This is a genomic window from Marinobacter salsuginis, from assembly GCF_009617755.1.
Classification (GTDB): Bacteria; Pseudomonadota; Gammaproteobacteria; order Pseudomonadales; family Oleiphilaceae; genus Marinobacter; species Marinobacter salsuginis.
Genome location: NZ_BGZH01000002.1, coordinates 148,273 through 170,226, shown reverse-complemented (window position 1 = coordinate 170,226; position 21,954 = coordinate 148,273). Strand labels below are relative to the sequence as shown.

The following is a 21,954-nucleotide window of genomic DNA, read 5'->3' as shown; positions in this document are numbered from 1 at the left end:
ACACACCCATGACTGATATCCAGCAAACCGTGTACGTTGTAGAGGACGATGAAGCAGTCCGAGATTCCCTGGAGCTGCTGCTGAAATCCGACGGCAAGCCGGTCAAGACCTATGAGAGTGCAACCGCTTTCCTGAAGGACTACTCCGACAAGATGGCAGGTTGCATCGTGCTGGATATTCGCATGCCCGGCATGGACGGGATGGAACTCCAGAAAAAACTGAATGAAAAGCACTCCATCCTGCCTATCATCTTTGTAACCGGGCACGGAGACGTGCCCATGGCCGTGGACGCCATGAAAGAGGGCGCCGTTGACTTTATCCAGAAACCATACCGTGAGGAGGCGTTGCTGGAGAAAATCGAAGCGGCACTCAAACAGGATCTGGAGCAGCGCAAGTCTCTGGATGAGAAGCAGGAGATCATCCGTCGTGTTAAAAGCCTGACCCCCCGCGAACACGAGATCATGGACCGGATGATTGCCGGGCAGGCCAACAAGGTCATCGCCATTGAGCTAGAGATAAGCCAGCGTACGGTGGAGATTCACCGTTCCCGCGTCATGCACAAGATGGGTACCCACTCCCTCGCACATCTCGTTCGTATGGTCCTGTCCGTAAAGGACCTTATCGACGCAGGGTGATCCCGGCGGCATCATACGGTTACTATTTTAACCGGTCCGACATTTATGACTGAAGCTGTCAGCGAGAACTCGGAGGTGACGGTTCTGCTTGTGGACGATAACCCGCAGAACCTCAAAGTCCTCTATGAGACCCTGAAAGACAAAGGTTACCGGCTGCTCATTGCCAACGAAGGCGAAAAGGCCCTCGACCTTGCCCACCGCCATCAGCCCGAAGTGATTCTCCTGGATATCATGATGCCGGAGATGGACGGCTATGAAGTCTGCGAGCGCCTCAAGGCGGATCCCCAGACGGCGGACTGCGCCGTTGTCTTCCTGTCCGCGCTGGATGATCTTCAGGCGAAGGTGAAAGGCTTCTCCCTGGGAGGTGCCGACTACATCTCCAAGCCCTTCCAGTCCCAGGAAGTGATCGCCCGGGTGAAAACCCACGCCAGCGTGATTCGCCTCGAGAGAGAACTGCAGGCCCGCAATCGCGAGCTACAGAGTGATCAGGCCCGGATTCTCAATTCCATCAGCGAAGGCATCTATGGCCTTGATGAGAACGGTATTATCGAATTTGCCAATCCGGCGGCGGCGTCCATTGTCGGCTGTCCGGTGGAGGAGCTGATAGGCCGTAATTTTTTTGAAACCCACTTTGCAACAGCCGGCGACAACCCGGACAGTCTCCCGGTAAAGGCCACCTGTCAGCAGGGCGTCGCCGAGAGCCAGAGGGATATCCGGATGCTGCGGGCCGATGGAACCGGCTTTCCGGCAGAATACCGTTCGACCCCCAAGTTGGACTCTGACGAGCTCCATGGCGCGGTTGTGGTGTTCCGGGATATCAGCGCCGAGTTGGACAACGAAAAGGCGCTGGAAGAGGCCCGGCAACTGGTCCAGGAACAGCGTGATCAGTTGGCCCATACCTCGCGTTTGACCACCATGGGTGAAATGGCTGCCGGCGTGGCCCATGAGGTAAACCAGCCGCTGACCGCCATCACCAACTATGCACGCGTCGCCAAACGGATGATGGCAAAGGACAATGCAGACATGGGTCTGCTTCAGGAGACCCTGGACAAGATCGAGGCACAATCCCACCGGGCCAGTGAAATCATTCGTCGCATCCGTCGATTCATGAAAAAGCCGGCCACGGGCAAGGAAGTGCTGTCCGTGCCTGCGTTGCTGGAAGATACCCGGCAGTTTGCCGAAGTGGATATGCGCAACAACAAGGGCGCTATTGAGCTTTCGGTGCCTGAGGACATGCCAGATGTCCTGGCCGACCCGGTCCAGGTGCAGCAGGTGGCGCTCAACCTGATCCGCAATGCCCTGGAGGCCACCAGCAGTATTGACTCCAGCGCGCCGGTCGAGGTGAGCGCGAGTGTGAAGGGTGATACCTGTGTGCGGATCCAGGTGCGCGACCATGGCATTGGTCTTTCGGAAGATGCGGAAGAAAAGTTGTTCCTGCCGTTCTTTACCACCAAGGACGAGGGGATGGGGATTGGCCTGTCAACGTGCCGCTCCCTCATACAGGCCCAGGGTGGCGACATCGGTTTTGAGCGACCAGAAGATGGCGGCGCCTGCTTCTACTTTACACTGCCCGTTGCCGGCGCCCAGGGTTCTCCCTGCGCACCGGAAACTGATTCCTCCCACGCCTAGAGCCAGTCGATGCGCCCGGTCAAATGGGGCGCATCGCCTTTGGCGTTCAATACTTGATAGTCCCAGCCTTTTTCTCCCGTTTGCCAGTTCAGTTGGGCCGTGCCTGGCAGAAGCAGGGGTTTCTTGAACTGACAACTGACGCTCAGAGCGCCACCTTTCCAGCCTTCCTGTCGTTCCAGTAGTGCCAGTGCGTGGGCCTTGGTCCACATCCCATGGGCGATTGCCCTCGGAAAACCGAATGCCCTGGCACTCAGGGCGTGCATATGGATCGGATTGGTGTCACCGGATACACGGGCGTATTGCCGGCCAATGGACTCCGGGGCCTTCAGGTTCTCTGTGTTCGGATAATGCTCGAGTTGCGGCGGCGCCTTTTTCCCGGAAGGTTTACTATCACTATCCGGTTGCCGGAATAGCGTCGTACTAGCTTCCTCCCACACCAGTCTGCCCGCCGAGCGTGCCTCGGTAATCAGATCGAACTCCACTCCCCGGTTACTTTTTACGGTATTGCCGAGGCTCACCTTGAGATCCAGGTTTTCTCCGGTGCCGATCGGTCGGTGCTGGGTGATGGTATTGCGCAGGTGTACCAGGCCAAGCAGCGGGAGGGGAAAGTTTTTCTCTGTCAGCAACTTCAGGTGCAGGGGAAAAGCCAGCACGTGCGGCCAGGTAACCGGCAAGTGACTGCGAGCCTCGAAACCGCACACCCGCTGGTAGCGCTTCAGGTTGTTTCCGGCGGTACTGATACCCAGGAGGCTTGCCGAGAGATCCGGGATACTTATATCCCCATCCGTTTGCTTCTGCCGTGGGAGCAGTGTTCGGCCATACATCGGTAACAAGGCGGGCGCTTTGTTGTGATAAACGAGGGTCTCTGGCATTGGTATTCTCCTTTACAGTCAGGACCGTGGATCCCGGCATTGCCTGATCAGAACGCTTTGTCGCAAAGGGTATGCTTTTTTTTACATTTTGGTACAACTCGGCGTCTGTGGCCTGATATGCTCTAATATAAGACGATTGTCTAACAGGGAGCGGTTCATAGGCCCCTTGAGTCTGACAAACCTCTGGAGTCTGGCAAACCTCGCCAGATCAGGCATTGACCCGGCGTGCCCCGGCGTCTGTCGGGAGGGTCACAGTAGTAAACCAATAAAAAGCGGAATCTTATGCAGGAACTTCGTGACGCGGGAGTGATGTTGCGCCTGATTTATGAGGCGATGAAAAAGAAAGGAATCGATACCGATGCCATCTTCACTCGCCTGGGTGTGGATGAGAATTACGTTTATACCGAGCAGCTTCGAACCCCCCACAGCGCCCAGATGTACTTCTGGCAGGCTGTTGAGGACGTTTCCGGCGATCCTGATGTTGGCCTGCACCTTGGGCAACTGCTGCCAGCTTACAAGGGGCAGGTGCTGGAGTACCTTTTCCTGAGCAGTCCAACCTTTGGCGAGGGCCTGCGCCGGGCCCAGAACTATCAGCGTCTGCTGAGTGACGCCGCCAACACCGATTTCTTCATTGAGGGTGATGATGCCTGCATGGTGCTGGATGCGGCGTCTGATGACGTTCGCCGCTTGCGACATTTCAATGAATGTTTCGTGCTGGGGTTGATTACCTTTTTCCGTTCGATCACCGATGGCAACTTCTACCCTTCGCGCATTGAGTTCGAGCATGAACGGGCCGAGGGTCAGGACCATGTGCGCGAGGTGCTTGGATGTGACGTCACCTTTGGTGCGCCGCAGAACCGGCTGTACTTTCCTGCAAAACTGCTGTCCCATGCCTCACCTCATGCTGAGCCGGAGCTGCTGGATCTGCATGAGCGGTTTGCCAGCGAACAGGTGGCCCGGCTTGAGAAAAAGGATATCGTTGGCCAGGTGGAGCGGATCGTGGCCGAGCTTCTGGATAGTGGGGAAGTCACTCTGGACGCCGTGGCCGAACGTCTTGGCATCAAGCCGAGAACTCTTCGCACGCGCCTGACTGAGGCCGAGACCAGCTTCAATCAGGTACTCGCGGATTTCCGCTATCGTCTGGCCCGTCAGCTTCTGGCAACGACCGATGAATCCATTGATGAGATTGTTTACCTCACCGGCTTTTCCGAGCCCAGCACCTTCTATCGGGCCTTCAAACGTTGGTCGGGCATGACGCCGATTGAATACCGCAAAACCGCCCAGGGCAAGGACGCCATGGTCGACGCAATGTAACGGAACGCTTTTTCTGAATATTTTTCAGAAAAAGCGTTGACATAACAGGGCGCCTCTTTATAATGCGCCCTCGTTGTCACAGAGCATTCACGCCAGTGATTGCAGGGCCTCCAAGAGGTCAGTCGTGACAAACCGCACGGAGCGGTAGTTCAGTTGGTTAGAATACCGGCCTGTCACGCCGGGGGTCGCGGGTTCGAGTCCCGTCCGCTCCGCCATTTTTACCCTTCTTTTGCAATTCCCTGCGCTCTCAAGCTTCCCGATTCACTCTCTGTTTTCCAAAACACGTCTGTGTCATCCTGCTGTCATTCAGGCAATCTATCCTGTCCCTGAAAGTTCAAGAACAGGTCGACCGCTATGCTGGATTACGAAGAAGAATTGATTGAAAGCCAGTTTGAGGAATATGAGGACGATGACGGCTGGGATGACGCTATGGAGCTCTGATTTCAGGAATGCCGGATTCGCTTTCGGTGTTCTCCCGGGCTCAGGTTGAACCATCGCCGATAAGCCTTGTGAAAGGCTGCAGGATTGGCAAAACCAAGAAGCCAGGCAATTTCCGCCAGTGATGTCTCTGTTTCCCGAATATAGTCCCGCGCCAGCTGTTTCCGCGTTTCATCCATAAGTTCCCGGAAGCCGGTTCCCTCGGCAGCCAGTTGTCTCTGAAGTGTCCAGGGTGCCACCCCAAGTTTCATGGCGATGGTTTCCAGGCTGGGCGTCTCGCCCCGGAACAGCGGTGTGAGAAGGTTTTTCACCCGGTCTCCCGTCGTCCACCCCCGTTGGATCTGCTGCAGTTCCCGTGCGCACAGCTCTGTGAGCTTTTCATGCATGGCCGGTTGAGCCTGTTGGCTCGCGCTTTCCCAGATGTCCTGCCGCACGGTGAGGCTGTTCTTTGTTGCTCCGAATTGCACCGGGCAGCGGAACCAGCCTTCGAACAGGTCATCCTGCCCGATGGACCGGTATTCGATGGTAACTCTCTCCAGAACATCGTAGCGGCCGGTCACGGTTCGCAGGAACTGGGTCCAGGCGGCGAGAACGGAATCCACTACGAAATAGTTAAAGCCATTGTACGGGCGAATCGAATAAAACTGCGCCTGCCGAAGGTCTGGTCGAACCGTTGGCACGCCGCGGCTGTTGCGGCTGGTCAGCAGGGCGTAGCGAATCAACGTGCTAATCGCTGCCCCGGCAGTGCTGGCGGTTTCTCCGGCGAGCCCGGCAATGCCGGCGTCGACGGGGCGGGATAATGCACCCATTCTCAACCCCAGGGCCGGGTTGCCAGTCTCATGGATGGCAGCGTGCCCCAGGCGCATGAATCTTGGAATGCTGATCCGTGCTTCAGGCGATGTCAGTGTCTGTTGGTCAAGCTGGAAACGGGATGCCAGTTCGGTACTGTTGGCGCCTTCTGCCTCGGCTGCCCTCATCAGCGCAGATACATAGAGGACACTGATGTCTCCCAGTGAGTTACGGCGTTTGGGTGGGGCGTGCGTGGAGTCGCTCATAAAAGTCTTTGTCAGGCATGTTATGCAAGGATAATAAAATGTTATCCTGGGATATTGTCGATGGCAAGGAGCGCGAGTAGTTTAAGGCTCAACAATGAACGGGGCCCTGGCTTTGGGGGAGCCCCGACAAAGATCACGATGAGGAGACCGACTATGACCGCGACCACGACGCCAGGCGTTGCCAAATACCCGAACCTGCTCGAGCCGCTGGATCTTGGTTTTACCAAGCTGCGCAATCGCACCCTGATGGGATCCATGCATACGGGGCTGGAGGAGGCCAAAAATGGCTTCGAACGTCTTGCTGCATTCTATGCCGAGCGTGCCCGCGGTGGCGCTGGTCTGATCGTGACTGGCGGTATTGCCCCGAACGTGGAAGGAGGGGTGTTCCAGCACGCCGCCAAGATGACCACCGAAGAGGAGTCCGACAAGCACCGGATTATCACCGACGCCGTCCATGCAGCCGATGGCAAGATCTGCATGCAGATTCTCCATGCTGGCCGTTATGCCTACTCTCCGGAGCTGGTAGCGCCTTCCGCCATCCAGGCACCGATCAACCCATTCAAGCCCAGGGAGCTGGATGAAGCAGGTATTGAAAAGCAGATCCAGGACTACGCGGATTGCGCCGCACTGGCGCAGCGAGCCGGTTATGATGGCGTTGAGGTCATGGGTTCGGAAGGCTATTTCATCAACCAGTTCATTGTTTCCCACACCAACCACCGCACCGATCGTTGGGGTGGCAGCTACGAAAACCGGATTCGCCTGCCGATCGAAATCGTCCGTCGGGTTCGTGAAAGGGTGGGAGAGAACTTCATCCTGATCTACCGTCTGTCCATGCTGGATCTGATTGAGGATGGCAGCACCTGGGAAGAGGTTGTGCACCTGGCCAAGGAAATCGAGAAGGCGGGTGCGACCATTATCAACACCGGCATCGGCTGGCACGAGGCCCGGGTGCCCACCATTGCCACGTCGGTTCCCCGCGGGGCCTTTACCAAGGTGACGGCGCGCCTGAAAGGGGAGGTGAGCATTCCATTGGTCACCACCAACCGGATCAACATGCCGGACGTGGCCGAAAAGATTCTGGCCGAGGGTGATGCCGATATGGTGTCCATGGCCCGGCCGTTCCTCGCAGATGCCGACCTGGTTCTGAAGGCAGCCGAGGACCGCGCTGATGAGATCAACACCTGTATCGGCTGTAACCAGGCCTGTCTTGATCACACCTTCAGCGGCAAGCTGACATCGTGTCTGGTCAATCCCCGCGCCTGTCACGAAACCGAACTGACCTATGTGAAGACCGCTGCGCCCAAGTCTATCGCGGTCGTGGGTGCCGGCCCTGCCGGGTTGGCGTTTGCCACGGTGGCTGCAGAACGCGGCCATAAGGTGACACTGTTCGATGCCGGCAGTGAGATCGGCGGCCAGTTCAACGTTGCCAAGCTGATACCCGGCAAAGAAGAGTTTTACGAGACCTTGCGTTATTTCCGGGTGATGCTCGACAAGCACCAGGTGGATGTCCGGCTGAACACCCGTGTCAGCGCCGAGGATCTCAAGGCCGGCGGCTTTGATGAGGTGATCCTGGCGACCGGCGTCAAGCCGCGTACTCCTGAAATTGAAGGCATCGATCATCCGAAAGTGATCGGTTATCTGGATGCGCTGCTGGAGCGCAAGCCGGTTGGGCAGAAAGTGGCGGTGATTGGTGCCGGTGGTATCGGCTTCGACGTCTCCGAGTTTATCGTCCACAAGGGTACATCGGCCGCTGTCGACACTGATCACTTCATGCGTGAGTGGGGCGTGGATCTGAGTGTTGAGCACCGGGGCGGCATTCAGGGCGTTGAGCCCGAGGTGCCGGAGCCTGCCCGTGAGGTCTATCTGCTGCAGCGTAAAGCATCGAAGGTGGGCAAGAATCTGGGCAAGACCACCGGATGGATTCACCGTACCTCCCTGAAAAACCGCCAGGTACAGATGGTGCCGGGTGTGACCTACCGCAAGATAGACGATGAGGGATTGCACATAACGGTCACGCCGAAAGGCGCAGAGCAGGGCGAAGACCGTGTGCTGCCTGTGGACACCATTATCGTGTGCGCGGGTCAGGAGCCGCTGCGTGAGCTGCAGAGCGATCTGGAGGCTGCTGGCCTGCCGGTACACCTGATTGGTGGTTCGGATGTGGCTGCAGAACTGGATGCCAAGCGGGCGATCAATCAGGGTAGTCGTCTGGCTGCAGAGCTCTGAGCGTAAACACGATCACAAATCGTTGCAGTTTTTCCCTGTGCAGACACGATTGTCTGGCTAGACTAATAGCTTTGGGTCTGACTGCTTGTCCCTTCTATGCTGCCTCAGGATTGTCCGCATAGCAGGGGCGGCATCACGATCAGATGGAACACCTTTCGGGGTTCTGTCGTGTGGTGTCGAATCGACGATTTGTGGAGAGCGTGCAATGGTGTCTGCCGACCAGGCAACCGATGGGTATTCGGCGGTATTTTTTGTGGAAGGGAACCAGGTGGCCCGCGAGATGCGGGCTACCGAATTCGGGGCCTTCCTGGATGGCTATGTAGGGCTGTCCGATCTCGCCGAAACCGAGGTCAGGGCTGTATTGGTTGAGCTGAGTCCTGACCTCAAGGTGCAGGCCCTGGTTTTCTTCAAAATCTGGTTTGATGAGGAAGGTCGGGCAGACAGCCATTGGAACCTGCCTATTGAAGAGTTAGCCAGAACAGGCGCCAAAGGGCCTGACATGGGTGGCGGTGCAATCCGGCTGGTTTGCCGGAGTCAATGCCCTGACCCCAAGTTCAAGGAGGATCTCTGGGACCCGGACATGACGCCCGGGAACAACCATTTCCAGGCGATCCGCAAAGCGGTTGAAGCCAACAGCCTGAAATTCCGGAAAGTGGAGCCTGTTCAGGAAGAGAATATTCCGGTTCTGAGCGAACAGGCGGAAGATTCCTCCGAGCGGGAAGAGTCGGCTGCGGCGGCGGATCGCTCCCGTCTGGCGCAACTCATCCGGGAACAGCGCCTTCGGATCAAGACCCTGCAGAGTGTTCACCGCGATGCCCTCTCGGACATCCAGCGCGAACATCGGCTGGAAATCCAGGGTTTACGCAGTGATATTGCCGATCTCGAGCAGAAGTACGAGCGTCAGCGCCTGAGCAATGAGCAGCTCAAAAAGCGCTTGTCGGAGCGAAACGAACAGTACCTCGCCATGCAGGAGCAGATGGCTGCCGTTGGTGAGGAAAAACAGCGCGAGGATTCAAACGCGAGCGCAGAACTCCTGCTGCTCCGGGAACAGCTGGAGCGGCGCCAGCGGGAGCTGGAACTGAGGGACGAGAAAATCGTTGCCCTCGAGGAGGAGAACCACGAGCTGCGCAATCGGGAGCCGCCGGAAGACTCCATCATGGACCACCTCAAACGCCAGTCCGTGTTTCTGGTGGCCTACCAGCCCGGCGTCGGCCATGTGACGCTGCCTTTCAAAGATATTGATACATACTTTAGCAACCCTACCGCCTACGCAGCGGAACGCTGCGGTATGAACGAACCTGCCTATCGGGAGTGGCTCGAGCATTACGAGAACCCCGTCTGTGGCCATGAAAACGAGGACGGCAAGCCGTGTGGCGAGCCCATTCTTCGAATCAGCCAGCCGTCGGAGTTCCGTCCGGGTATTGATGACCGGTGCGAGAAACACCAGGCCTGAGGCCGGAACTTTTTCAGTATCGGGGTGACTTTCGTTAAACTGTACGCCAGATTGTCCCCGGGGTAACGGTTTCGTTCGTCCCCACCGCATTCCGACACCACAGGAAACTTCATGGATCAGTTCAGGAACATTGGTGTGATTGGTCGTATGGGCAGCGTGAAAGTGGTCGAGTCACTGCGCCAGCTCAAACAGTACCTGATCACCAACAACTACCACGTCATTCTTGAGGAAGACACCGCCAGCATGTTGCCCGGGCATGGCCTGCAGGTGGCGAGCAAAAAACTGCTGGGCGAGATCTGTGATCTGGTGATCGTGGTCGGCGGTGATGGCAGTCTTCTGGGCGCCGCCCGTGAGCTGGCCAAGTCCAAGATTCCCCTGCTTGGGGTCAATCGTGGCCGCCTGGGCTTTCTGACCGACATATCGCCCTCCGATCTTGAGGAGCGCCTCGGTAAAGTTCTGGAAGGCGAGTACATGGAGGAGACCCGGTTCCTGCTGGATGGTAACGTGGAGCGTAATGGCCAGCCTCTGGGGTTCGGTACCGCCCTGAATGATGTGGTGCTGCATCCGGGTAAATCCACCCGGATGATTGGTTTCGATCTGTTTATTGACGGTCATTTTGTTTACAGCCAGCGTTCGGATGGCCTGATCGTCTCCACGCCGACCGGGTCTACCGCCTACTCGCTCTCCGCTGGCGGCCCTATCATGCATCCCAAGCTCGATGCCATTGTCCTGGTGCCCATGTTTCCCCACACTCTCAGTAGCCGGCCGATCGTTGTCGATGGCAAGAGTGAGATCAAGCTGGTGATCGGGGAGACCAATGAAACCTATCCGCAAATCAGCTTTGACGGCCAGATGAACATTGCCTGCGCGCCGGGCGATATCATTCGCATCACCAAAAAGCCGTTCAAGATCCGGTTGATTCACCCCACTGACCACAATTTCTACGCCACCTGCCGTGACAAGCTTGGCTGGGCTAGTGAGATTTCAGCGAGTTGATCATGGCTGCAACAAAATCGACCGCAAGTCGCGGTTACGACATCATTGGTGATATTCACGGCTGCGCCCATACCCTGGCCAGATTGCTGGACCAGATGGGCTACCGCAAAGTTAACGGGGTTTATCAGCACCCGCGTCGTCAGGCCATCTTTATCGGCGACATCATTGACCGTGGCCCGCGGATTCGCGAGGCGCTGCACCTTGTGCGGGACATGGTGGAGCATGGTTCGGCGCGCATTGTCATGGGCAATCATGAGTACAATGCCCTGGGCTACTGCACGCGGGCGCGGCCGGGCAGCGGCAAAACCTTCCTGCGTGAGCACAACGCCCGACATAACCGTCTGATCCGGGAAACTCTGGAACAGTTCGAGGCCCATCCATACGAGTGGAATGAGTTTCTCGAGTGGTTCTACACCATACCACTGTTCATCGACGATGAGGATTTCCGTGTTGTACACGCCTGCTGGGACGGCGATCTGATCGAAAAATTCAAACAGGTGCAGGGTGGTGCCTGCATTGATGAGGATTTCCTGCACGCTTCTGCTGCTATTGAGTCCTTTGCCGGGCAGGTTATGGATACCCTTCTGCGCGGAACGGATCTCAGGCTCCCCGAGGGTATGGCCATCACCGGTCGGGACGGCTATGTGCGTGAGTTTTTCCGAACCAAGTTCTGGGCTGACGATCCACACACCTATTCCGATGTTGTCTTTCAGCCAGACCCGCTGCCTCCGGAAGTGGCAAGCCGGGTATTGACCGATGCGGAGCGTAGGCAGCTGATCAGTTATCCCCTGGATGCGCCGCCGGTGTTTGTTGGTCACTACTGGATGGAAGGTGAGCCGGCGCCGCTCAAGCCCAACGTTGCCTGCATTGACTACAGTGCCGTGAAGTATGGCCGGCTGGTGGCCTACCGGATGGATGGCGAGCGGGCACTTTCCCGTGACAAGTTTGTCTGGGTAGATGTGGAAAGGCCGGAACAACCGGACTATCCCACCAGCGAAGACAGTGTCGCGCGCTAAACCATGCGTTTCGGCTGAACCAATCCCGGAGGCGGAGCAAGCGGTGTACCGAGTCAAGCAGTTGGATACCACGGTGAACCTGGCTGGCTTCAGTCGTTGGCTGAGCGGCCAGGGTGTGGCGCACCGGATCACGGAAGAGGGAGGATTCCAGGTGCTCTGGCTGGAAGACCCTGCCCATGCTGAACCCGTGCTTTCCGCCCTGGACCGCTTCATGGCGGAGCCCGAAATCAGGCAAGCTGTGGACCGCCAGAATCGGTCGCCGGTGTTTGTTGGCGGGCGCTGGCAGCCTTCACCGAGGCACGCGCCGCTGGTCCTCGGGATCATTGTCTTTGCCGTGGCCATGGTCTGGCTCACGGCCATGGGTCAGAATGAACTGGCGGCCAGCCTGATGATGATTGACCCCCGGGATTATGATTGGAGTACGTTGGCCGGTCGCATCGACGCGTTAACCGCGACCCTGGCCAGTGGCCAGATCTGGCGACTGCTCACGCCGGATTTTCTGCACTTTAGTTGGACCCATATCATTTTCAACTCCGTGATGCTCTGGTTTCTTGGCAGCCAGATCGAATGGTTCGACGGTCGGGCCAGATTGATCACCCTGTTTGTGATCACGAGCCTGATCTCCAACGGCTTGCAGTATTTCGTGTCCGGACCTCTTTTCGGTGGGCTATCGGGGGTTGTTTATGGGATTCTGGGCTATTGCTGGTTGAGCCAGCGAACGGCACCGCGGTTCCAGTTTCCGCCGGCGCTGGTTACCTTTGCGGTTGCATGGATGGTGATCGGGTTTACGTCGCTCCCGGAAATCATCGGGCTCGGGCGTATGGCAAATGAAGCGCACCTGGGGGGATTTATTGCCGGACTGGCCCTTGCGGTGGTTTTGCCCGTAAGACGCAGAAGGGGCGCATAAAAAAGCCCCGCCAGAGGCGGGGCGTTAAAAGAGCTTTTAGCTCCTGATGAGAGAGACCAAATGATACGACCGTCGTCATTTGGTTAGGCAATGATAATCATTATCGTTTGATTCTGTCAAACGATTCCGCCACATTTTTGATGAACGTTTTTTCAGGAGAGCGGGATGACTTACGAAGAACTTATCGAGCGACTGGATCCGAATGTTTACCGGAGTCTCCGGCAGTCCATTGAGCTCGGAAAATGGCCCGATGGCCGCAAGCTGACACCCGAGCAGCGTGAAATCAGCCTGGAAGCAGTGATCTACTACGAAAATCTGCACAACATTCCGGAAGAGGAACGCACCGGCTATCTCGACCGGGGCAGCAAGGCGGGAACTGCCTGTGATCCATCGGTTCGGCGCACCCAGGGCAACGGCGATGTTGATCCCGACCAGTTTGTTGAGGTCAAGTCTTGAGTGAGCTGATTGATGTTGCGGGCCGGCTGCGCAAAATGCCGGTGGAGGCGGGGGAACCTGTGGCGTACTCCATTTCCGTGGGCGACACCCGCATTCCCCTGAATGATCTGATCGGGCGGCCGTTGCGCCTGGATTTCGATGGCGTGATCCGGTGCATTCACTGCGACCGGAAGACCAACAAAAGCTTCAATCAGGGCTTTTGTTACCCCTGCTTCCGCAAACTGGCGGCTTGTGACAGTTGCATCATGAGTCCGGAGAAGTGCCACTATCACCTTGGCACCTGCCGAGAGCCGGAGTGGGGTGAAACCCACTGCATGGTGGAGCATGTGGTGTATCTGGCCAATTCGTCGGGCCTGAAGGTAGGCATTACCCGGGCTTCCCAGGTGCCAACCCGCTGGATAGACCAGGGTGCGGTGGACGCCATCCCGATGGTGCGAGTTGCGACGCGGTATATTGCCGGTCTGGTCGAGGTTGCCTGCAAAACACACGTGGCCGACCGGACGAACTGGCGGGCCATGCTCAAGGGCGACGTTCCCGAGCTGGATCTGGCGAAGGAGCGCCAACGAATGCTTGGACTGATCGCCGCCGATCTTGATGCGCTCCGGCAGACCCACGGTGAGGATTCTATCCGGGCAGTAGACGAAGAGGGCCTCGGCCTGAGCTATCCCGTCCAGATCTGGCCAGAAAAGATCAAAACCCATAACCTCGACAAAACGCCGGAGGTAGAGGGCGTTCTTGAGGGCATCAAAGGGCAGTACCTTATTCTGGATACCGGTGTGATTAACATTCGAAAATTCACCGGTTATGAAGTCCGGTTCCGGGTTTTGGAACGCTGACAGCGCCTCGCCCGGCCAATCTTTTCACGTCTGTGGGCTATGAATGCTGCGTCCGCAGGCCGCGAACTCTGGAGAAATGCAATGCGTACCAGCCAGCCACAGACCATTTATTTGAGCGATTACAAGGTACCTGCGTATCTGGTCGACACTGTCGACCTGAGGTTCGAGCTGTTTGAGGACGGGGCGCGAGTGCACAGTACGCTTGAGCTTCGCCGTAACCCTGATTCTGATGAGGTCTCGGCACCCCTGGAGCTTGATGGCGACAGCCTGACGCTGGAATCCGTCGCCCTGGATGGTGCCCAGCTCGCAGCGGGTGATTATGAAGACCGCGGAGATCAGCTTGTGGTTCGTTCGGTACCGGAACAGTTCACGCTGACTGTGGTGACCTGGATAGAGCCCCAGAACAACACTCGTCTGGAAGGCCTGTATAAATCATCGGGTATGTTCTGCACCCAGTGCGAGGCTGAAGGATTTCGCTGCATTACGTTTTTCCCGGACCGTCCGGACGTGATGGCACGTTTCCGTACCCGCATCGAAGCCAACAAGGACGCCTACCCGGTGCTCCTCTCCAACGGCAACGATGTGGAAAGAGGCGAGCTGGAAAACGGCCGGCATTATGTCACCTGGGAAGACCCGTTCCCGAAACCTTGCTATCTCTTTGCCCTGGTGGCCGGAGACCTGGTCGAGAAGCGGGATACCTTCTCAACGTGTTCAGGTCGTGACATTGACCTGCGCATGTACGTGGAGCCTCGCAACGCCGAGAAGTGCGATCACGCCATGGATTCCCTGAAGCGTTCCATGCGCTGGGATGAAGAAGTCTATGGCCGCGAATACGACCTCGATATCTTCATGATCGTGGCGGTGGACGACTTCAACATGGGCGCCATGGAGAACAAGGGGCTCAACATCTTCAACTCCTCCTGCGTGCTTGCCAGCCAGGAAACCGCCACGGACCTGGCGTTCCAGCGTATTGAGGCGATCGTTGCCCACGAGTATTTCCACAACTGGTCGGGGAACCGCGTTACCTGCCGCGATTGGTTCCAGCTCAGCCTTAAGGAAGGTTTCACGGTATTCCGGGACTCCCAGTTCTCGGCGGATATGGGCTCCCCAACCGTGAAGCGGATTGAAGATGTGACCCTGCTGCGTACGGCCCAGTTTGCGGAAGACGGTGGCCCCATGGCGCACCCGGTGCGGCCTGCGTCTTATATGGAAATCTCCAACTTCTACACCCTGACCATTTATGAGAAAGGTGCAGAAGTGGTGCGCATGATTCACACCCTGCTGGGGCCGGACCTGTTCCGCAAGGGTAGCGATCTGTATTTTGAGCGCCATGACGGCCAGGCGGTCACTACCGATGATTTTGTCAAAGCGATGGAGGACGCCTCGGGGCGTGATCTGCGCCAGTTCCGGCTCTGGTACGAGCAGGCCGGCACGCCGGTTCTGAATGTCTCGGACGACTATGACGCCGATAAAGGGGTGTATCGCCTTAACATCGAACAGAGCATTCCGGATACTCCGGGACAGACCAACAAGAAGCCGCAACACATACCGTTTGCGCTGGGCCTGCTGGGGCAGGACGGCCAGCCGCTGCCGTTACAGCTTGGGGCGGGTGAGGCAGATGCCCCGACGGAGCGGGTCCTGGAGTTGACCGAAGCGACCCATTTGTTTGAATTTCATGGCATCGAATCCAGGCCGGTCCCGTCACTGTTGCGGCATTTCTCCGCACCGGTTCGGGTTCGCTACGCCTGGAGTCGCGAACAGTTGCTCTTCCTGATGAGCCACGATCCGGATGGATTCAATCGCTGGGATGCGGGCCAGAGACTGGCTGTGGATGTCATCCAGTCGCTGGTTGGCGCGCCTGACGATGCGGAAATTGAACCCAGACTGGTCGAAGCCTATCGCAAGCTGATTTCCGACACTGAGTTGGATCAGGCCCTGGTGGCCAAGATGCTGCAACTTCCCTCCGAGGCCTACCTGATTGAACTGGCCGATAACGCCGACGTACCAGCCATTCACCGCGCCCGCGACGCGGTACTTCGCCATCTGGCGGGCGCCCTGAAAGCCGAACTCATCGCGTGCTACCAGCGCCATCAGGACGGCGGTCCTTACGAGGTGACACCGGAAGCCATTGCCCGTCGTAGCCTGCGCAACACTGCGCTGGCCTGGTTGCTGATGATTGACGACCAGGAGGGCCGGGAGCTGGCGGTGAGTCAGTTGAGCGCCGCCGACAATATGACCGATCGGATGGGCGCTTTGCGGGCGCTTGTGAATTCAGGCTTCGAGTCTGACCGCCAGCAGGCGCTGGATGAATTCTACGATCGCTTCAAGGATGATCCCCAGGTTGTTGAACAGTGGTTCTCTGTGCAGGCGGCCAGCGACCAGGCCGGTCAGCTTCCGGACATCCAGAGACTTCTGGAGCACCCGGCCTTCGACTGGAAAAATCCCAACAAGATTCGCTCTGTGGTGGGCGCGTTTGCCGGTCAGAACCTGGCTGCTTTCCACAATCCTGACGGTTCTGGTTACGAGTTCCTGGCGGATCAGGTCTGTCGCCTGGACGACAGTAACCCCCAGATTGCCGCGCGTCTGGTGACGCCGCTGACCCGGTGGAGAAAGTTTGCGCCGTCGTACAGTGCCCGGATGAAGTCCGCCCTTGAGCGGATTCGTGACAAGTCGGGATTGTCCAGGGATGTCTATGAGGTGGTGCACAAGAGCCTTGCCGATTGAAGTCAGATACAAAATCGCACTTTCGGTCGATAGACTTTAGTCTGGGATCGGGTAATCTGGAGTAAGGTCTGTAATTCCATCAGACGACAATAAAAAAGCCTCCGCAGAGGCTTCCAGACGCACTTAAGGTTTCACAATGATGTATAACAAAAATGCGATTCTCGGCAGCCTGCTGGCTCTCTCCGTGGCATCAGCGCCTGCGTGGGCGGCGGTTTCCGCCAGTGAAGCGGCCCGTCTGGGCCAGGAGTTGACACCCTTTGGCTCACCCAAGGCCGGCAACAGTGCCGGTACTATCCCGGCCTGGACCGGTGGGCTGACAGAACCGCCTCCCGGCTATGAGGGCAGCGGACAGCACCACATCAATCCGTTCCCGGATGATGAAGTCCTGTTTACCATCACGCCCGCCAACATGGATCAGTATGAGGAATACCTTACTGACGGTGTGAAGGCGATGCTGGAAACCTACCCCACCACATTCCGGGTACCCGTTTATCAGACTCGTCGTACCCATGCCGTTCCCGACTGGGTGGCTGAGAATACCCGTGAAAACGCGGTAAACGCAGAGATTGTGGGTCAGGGCGAAGGCCTGGATGGCGCATTTGGGGGCTACCCTTTCCCAATCCTGCACGGAAATGACGAGCAGAAGGCCTGGCAGGCGGTCTGGAACCATCTGACCCGCTGGCGCGGGGTTAATGTAACCCGTCGTTCCAGTGAGGTGGCGGTTCAGACCAACGGCGACTACTCGCTGGTGACCTCTCAGCAGGAAGCCTTCTTCAACTACTATAATCCGGAAGGCGGTGAAGAAGATCTGGACAACGTGATCTTCTACTACCTGTCGTTTACCCAGTCACCACCCAGACTGGCCGGTGGTGCGATTCTGATTCACGAGACCCTGAACCAGATTATCAATCCCCGGAACGGCTGGGGTTACAACGCCGGCCAGCGTCGAGTGCGCAGGGCACCGAACCTGGGTTACGATTCCCCGATTGCAGCGGCCGATAACCTGCGTACGGCAGACGACACCGATATCTTTAACGGGGCTCTGGACCGCTACAACTGGAATTACGAAGGCAAGCGGGAAATCTACATCCCCTACAACAATTACCGCATCGGTGAAAAAGGTCTTCCGTACGAGGAAATTCTGGGAATCTCCCACTTGAATCCGGACCTCACCCGCTGGGAACTTCATCGCGTTCACGTGGTTGAAGCCACGCTGAAAGATGGTGAACGCCATATTTACGGCAAGCGCCGGTTCTACATTGACGAGGACAGCTGGAATACGGTTCTGCTTGACCAGTACGACGGCCGTGGCGAACTCTGGCGTGTAACCATGGGGCTGCCTAAAAATTATTATGAACTTCCGGGTGTGTGGACGGTTCTTGACGTCTATCATGACCTTCAGGCCCGTCGTTATCATGTGCTCGGTCTGGACACAGAAGAGGCTAACACCCGCGTGTTCACCGACGAGGTCCCCAATACGCGCTACTTCTCGCCGGCGTCACTGCGCCGCAGGAGTGTTCGCTAGCGCACTGTTGGTCGAGGGATGCGTCCCCGCCCACAGGAAGTGGCGACCCGACATACCGGCAACCGCAGGGTTGCCGGTATGTTTACAGTTATTCCCGGCTTTGCCGGTCAGAGACACAGTTCAATACAACATAATAGGCAATCTGAATGGCTAAAAGGTTGATGTGCAAGACTCTGGGCGCTGCCTGCCTTGGACTTTCCATGGTCTGGTCTGCCCCTGCAGCGTTTGCGCTTGCAGATATCATCGAAACCCCGGCCCGGCTAACGGATCTGGCCCCGGAGAATCTTCTCACCGATGCGACCCGGGTTGGTGATCGTATTGTGGCCGTCGGAGAACGCGGGCATATCATCTACTCGGATGACGAGGGGAAAACCTGGGTTCAGGGTGAAGTTCCTGTTTCTGTGACCCTTACAGCGATTGATTTCGGTACCGACACCCATGGCTGGGCAGTGGGGCACAGTGGCGTGGTTCTCAAAACCACTGACGCCGGAGCCACCTGGAGCCTTCAGATCGACGGGATCCGGGCCATGGAGCTGGCCATCGAGAGCCGCGAAGAACAGATTGTTGCCATGCAGGAGCGCATCGAAGAAGCGCCTGAGGAAGAAAAAGAAGACCTCGAGTGGGCACTGGACGATCTTTACTTTGCCCTTGAGAACATTCAGGCGGACATGGATATCGGTCCGGTCAACCCGCTGCTGGACGTCTGGTTCGAAAACGAGAACCGCGGTTTTGTGGTGGGAGCCTACGGCATGTTCCTGCGTACGATGGACGGCGGTGAAACCTGGAAAGACTGGGCGCCAAGAATTGATAACCGGCAGAACTTCCACCTGAATGGCATTACCCGGATTACGGGTGGAGCCCTTGTGGTTGTGGGTGAGGCCGGTCAGATACACGTCTCTGTGGACGGTGGTGAGACCTTTGAGCGCCGCGAGGCACCCTATGAAGGCTCCCTGTTCGGTGTTATTGGCACAGGTCAGGTGAACGAGATTCTCGCGTTTGGCCTCCGGGGCAACATGCTGTTCTCTTCCGATCTGGGCAAGAGCTGGCGGATGGTCCCGAATTCTGCCGGGGCGACCCTCAACAGCGGCGTCGTTGCTGAAGATGGCCGCATTACCCTCGTGGGTAACGGTGGCGCGGTGCTGATGAGTACCAATGGCGCAGAAACCTTTCGAGAGCATTTCCGCAGTGATCGGGAGGGCGTCATGAGTGCCGTGCCTATTTCAGGAACAGACCTGCTGATTGTCGGCGAAGGTGGCGCGAAAATTACAGACGCCCGTGGAAGAAACCTTCAATAACGCCCTGATGTGGCAACAACCGAACGAACAATAGAGGGGCTTTTGAATGTCCAACCCTAAGCATGACAAGGGCGAGCACTACCTGACCACGCCCAAGGCGGAACCCTTTCTCGAAAGGCTGCTCTTCAATAACCGGCCGATCATTCTTATCTTTTTTGCCGTATTGACGCTGTTTCTTGGTTACAACGCCGTCAAGATCCAGCCTGATGCCAGTTTCGAGAGGATGATTCCTCTCGAGCATCCCTATATCGTGAACATGCTCGAGCACCGGGATGACCTGGAAAACCTGGGTAACTTTGTCCGTATCGCCGTCGAGGCAAAAGAGGGCGATATTTTCACCCAGGAGTACATGGAGACCCTGAAGCAGATTACTGACGAGGTCTTCTACCTCAATGGTGTGGATCGTTCCGGTCTCAAATCCCTGTGGACATCGAACGTGCGCTGGGTGGAGGTTACCGAACAGGGTTTCCAGGGCGGTACGGTTATACCGGACGGGTACGACGGCTCCCGGGACAGCCTTGAGCAGCTCCGTCAGAATGTTCTGCGTTCCAACGAAGTTGGTCGCCTGATTTCCGACAACTTCAAGTCAACGATCGTTTACGCGCCACTGTACGAGAAAAATCCGGAAACCGGTGAGGCCCTGGATTACGGCGAATTTTCCCGTCAGCTCGAGGAAAAAATCCGGGAAAAGTACGAAGAGCAGAACCCGAACATCCAGATTCATATTGTCGGTTTCGCCAAGAAGGTTGGTGATCTGATTGAAGGTATCGGATCCATTGCATGGTTTGCCGGGATTACCATCCTGCTGACCACGCTTTTGTTGTTCTGGTACTCCCGGGCCATTGCCGGGACCCTGGTTCCGGTCTTTACCTCGATTATTGCCGTTTTCCTGCAGTTGGGGACCCTTCGGTTGCTGGGGTATGGTCTTGACCCTTACTCCGTTCTGGTGCCCTTCCTCGTGTTCGCGATCGGTATCAGTCACGGTGTTCAGATTGTCAACGCCATGGCCGTTGAAGCTGCCAAGGGCTTCGATGCGGTAACTGCTGCGCGTCTTGCTTTCCGAGCCCTTTACATACCTGGCATGTTGGCACTGATCTCGGACGCCTTTGGCTTCCTGACCCTGTTCTTTATCGAGATCGACGTTATCCGGGACCTTGCGATTGCCGCGGGTATTGGTGTGGCGTATGTCATCCTCACCAACCTGGTTCTGCATGTGTTGATCATGTCCTACGTTGGTATCTCCAAGGGCGGTATCCGCCACGTACAGAACCACGGTGAAAAGCAGGATCGAAAGTGGCGCGCGATGTCTTACTTCTCGCATCCGGGCGTGGCGCCCATCTCCCTGCTGATTGCTGTCATTGGTCTTGGCCTGGGTCTCTACTACAAGCAGGACCTCAAGATCGGTGACCTTGACCAGGGCGCGCCGGAGCTCCGCGCGGATTCCCGGTACAACAAGGATAACGCCTACATCATCGATAACTATTCCACCAGTGCGGATGTCTTGGTGGTGATGGTTAAAACGCCGGAAGAGCAGTGCACCCAGTACAATGTGCTGCGGGCCATGGACACCCTGCAATGGGAGCTTCAGAACACGCCGGGCGTGCAGTCCTCGGCATCCCTTGCAGATGTTTCCAAGATGGTCACCAAGGCTCTGAACGAAGGTAACTGGAAGTGGTACGAGATTTCCCGCAACCAGACCATCATCAATGCCTCCATTCGCGAAGCGCCTGCGGGTCTGATCAATACCGACTGTAGTCTGACCCCGGTGCTGGTGTTCCTTGAGGATCACAAGGCAGAGACCCTGGAAACCGTTGTTGAGCGCGTCGAACAGTTTGCCGAGAAGAACAGCAACGAGGAACACAGGTTCCTGCTGGCGGCTGGTAATGCCGGTGTTGAGGCTGCGACCAATGAGGTTATCTCCGGCGCCAAGGACAAGATGCTGATTCTCGTCTACAGCGTGGTGAGTTTGCTGTGCTTCGTGACCTTCCGTTCGGTCCGCGCGGTACTGTGTATCGTGATACCTCTGGGACTGACGTCGATCCTCTGCGAGGCGATCATGGCGGTGTCCGGCATTGGTATCAAAGTGGCAACCCTGCCGGTTATTGCCCTGGGTGTTGGTATAGGTGTCGACTACGGCATCTATATCTACAGCAAGCTGGAGAAATACCTGCTTGAGGGCAGAACACTCCAGGAGGCCTATTACGAGACGCTGCGCTCCACGGGTAAGGCGGTTATGTTTACCGGTGTGACGCTGGGCCTGGGTGTTGTCACCTGGATCTTCTCGCCGATCAAGTTCCAGGCCGACATGGGCTTCCTGCTGTTCTTCATGTTCCTGTGGAATATGGTGGGAGCCATCTGGCTGTTGCCGGCTCTGGCCCGGTTCCTGCTACGGCCGGACCAGATGCTCGCCAAGGCCCGAGCTGCGAAATAACACTCGCAATTATCTGCAAAAAAGCCCGCATCGCGGGCTTTTTTGTTGTCTGCTCAACCGTTTAGCGAGCTAATCCATACTTTATTTATGGTGTGAAGTGGTCTATGTTTTACGGTGTTCGTACCATTTGCCCGCCCACGAGGCGGGCG

General features: G+C 57.1%; 16 protein-coding genes and 1 tRNA gene. 15 read left to right on the top strand and 2 right to left on the bottom strand.

Features of this window, described 5'->3' with window-relative positions; all coding sequences use genetic code 11:
- The first annotated feature begins 8 nt into the window (after positions 1-8).
- Both fixJ and GJU83_RS12025 read left to right on the top strand, forming a co-directional pair.
- A complete protein-coding gene (fixJ, locus tag GJU83_RS12030) occupies positions 9-635 on the top strand; it encodes a response regulator FixJ (protein ID WP_069183866.1) in 627 nt (208 codons plus the stop codon).
- Between the two features lie 45 nt (positions 636-680).
- Positions 681-2,264 carry an ATP-binding response regulator gene (locus tag GJU83_RS12025; RefSeq protein ID WP_069183865.1) on the top strand — a complete coding sequence of 528 codons (1,584 nt, stop codon included), beginning with the start codon at positions 681-683 and terminating at the stop codon, positions 2,262-2,264.
- Here GJU83_RS12025 and GJU83_RS12020 read toward each other — a convergent pair.
- Positions 2,261-3,136: a MaoC family dehydratase gene (locus GJU83_RS12020; protein WP_069183864.1), complete on the bottom strand. Its 876-nt coding sequence runs from the start codon at positions 3,134-3,136 to the stop codon at positions 2,261-2,263. The genes GJU83_RS12025 and GJU83_RS12020 overlap by 4 nt on opposite strands.
- A 282-nt stretch (positions 3,137-3,418) precedes the next feature.
- Here GJU83_RS12020 and GJU83_RS12015 point away from each other — a divergent pair, with 282 nt between their 5' ends.
- Together GJU83_RS12015 and GJU83_RS12010 are read left to right on the top strand one after the other, a co-directional pair.
- Positions 3,419-4,450 carry an AraC family transcriptional regulator gene (locus GJU83_RS12015; RefSeq protein ID WP_069183863.1) on the top strand — a complete coding sequence of 344 codons (1,032 nt, stop codon included), beginning with the start codon at positions 3,419-3,421 and terminating at the stop codon, positions 4,448-4,450.
- Positions 4,451-4,588: 138 nt separating this feature from the next.
- Positions 4,589-4,665 (top strand) — tRNA-Asp (locus GJU83_RS12010).
- 228 nt (positions 4,666-4,893) lie between these two features.
- Here GJU83_RS12010 and GJU83_RS12005 read toward each other — a convergent pair.
- Complete coding sequence (locus GJU83_RS12005; RefSeq protein WP_069183862.1) at positions 4,894-5,943, bottom strand: AraC family transcriptional regulator; 1,050 nt, start codon at positions 5,941-5,943, stop codon at positions 4,894-4,896.
- Between the two features lie 153 nt (positions 5,944-6,096).
- Between GJU83_RS12005 and GJU83_RS12000 the strand changes: the two genes are divergently transcribed.
- The 11 genes from GJU83_RS12000 (at position 6,097) to GJU83_RS11950 (ending at position 21,805) form a co-directional block, all read left to right on the top strand.
- Positions 6,097-8,166: an NADPH-dependent 2,4-dienoyl-CoA reductase gene (locus tag GJU83_RS12000; protein WP_136631666.1), complete on the top strand. Its 2,070-nt coding sequence runs from the start codon at positions 6,097-6,099 to the stop codon at positions 8,164-8,166.
- 205 nt (positions 8,167-8,371) lie between these two features.
- The gene (locus GJU83_RS11995) at positions 8,372-9,619 is read left to right on the top strand and encodes a DNA repair protein (protein WP_069183860.1); all 1,248 of its coding nucleotides are present in this window, start codon (positions 8,372-8,374) and stop codon (positions 9,617-9,619) included.
- Between the two features lie 111 nt (positions 9,620-9,730).
- The gene (locus tag GJU83_RS11990; protein ID WP_008170512.1) at positions 9,731-10,615 is read left to right on the top strand and encodes an NAD(+) kinase; all 885 of its coding nucleotides are present in this window, start codon (positions 9,731-9,733) and stop codon (positions 10,613-10,615) included.
- A gap of 2 nt (positions 10,616-10,617) precedes the next feature.
- Positions 10,618-11,631, top strand: coding sequence for a metallophosphoesterase (locus GJU83_RS11985; protein ID WP_069183859.1), 1,014 nt, complete (start codon positions 10,618-10,620; stop codon positions 11,629-11,631).
- A 43-nt stretch (positions 11,632-11,674) separates the two neighbouring features.
- Complete coding sequence (locus GJU83_RS11980; RefSeq protein WP_069183858.1) at positions 11,675-12,538, top strand: rhomboid family intramembrane serine protease; 864 nt, start codon at positions 11,675-11,677, stop codon at positions 12,536-12,538.
- A gap of 165 nt (positions 12,539-12,703) precedes the next feature.
- A complete protein-coding gene (locus tag GJU83_RS11975) occupies positions 12,704-12,994 on the top strand; it encodes a YeaC family protein (protein ID WP_069183857.1) in 291 nt (96 codons plus the stop codon).
- Entirely contained in the window at positions 12,991-13,830 is an 840-nt protein-coding gene (locus tag GJU83_RS11970) for a DUF2797 domain-containing protein (RefSeq protein WP_153634475.1), read from the top strand. The genes GJU83_RS11975 and GJU83_RS11970 overlap by 4 nt, the downstream gene beginning before the upstream one ends.
- A gap of 81 nt (positions 13,831-13,911) precedes the next feature.
- On the top strand, positions 13,912-16,554 hold the full coding sequence (gene pepN / locus GJU83_RS11965) for an aminopeptidase N (protein ID WP_153634474.1): 2,643 nt from the start codon (positions 13,912-13,914) through the stop codon (positions 16,552-16,554).
- Positions 16,555-16,690: 136 nt separating this feature from the next.
- The gene (locus tag GJU83_RS11960; RefSeq protein ID WP_153634473.1) at positions 16,691-18,079 is read left to right on the top strand and encodes a DUF1329 domain-containing protein; all 1,389 of its coding nucleotides are present in this window, start codon (positions 16,691-16,693) and stop codon (positions 18,077-18,079) included.
- Positions 18,080-18,225: 146 nt separating this feature from the next.
- Positions 18,226-19,374 (top strand): WD40/YVTN/BNR-like repeat-containing protein, encoded by a 1,149-nt coding sequence (locus GJU83_RS11955; protein WP_227514533.1) that lies wholly within the window; start codon positions 18,226-18,228, stop codon positions 19,372-19,374.
- 46 nt (positions 19,375-19,420) lie between these two features.
- A complete protein-coding gene (locus GJU83_RS11950) occupies positions 19,421-21,805 on the top strand; it encodes an efflux RND transporter permease subunit (RefSeq protein WP_153634472.1) in 2,385 nt (794 codons plus the stop codon).
- The last annotated feature ends 149 nt before the right edge of the window (positions 21,806-21,954 follow it).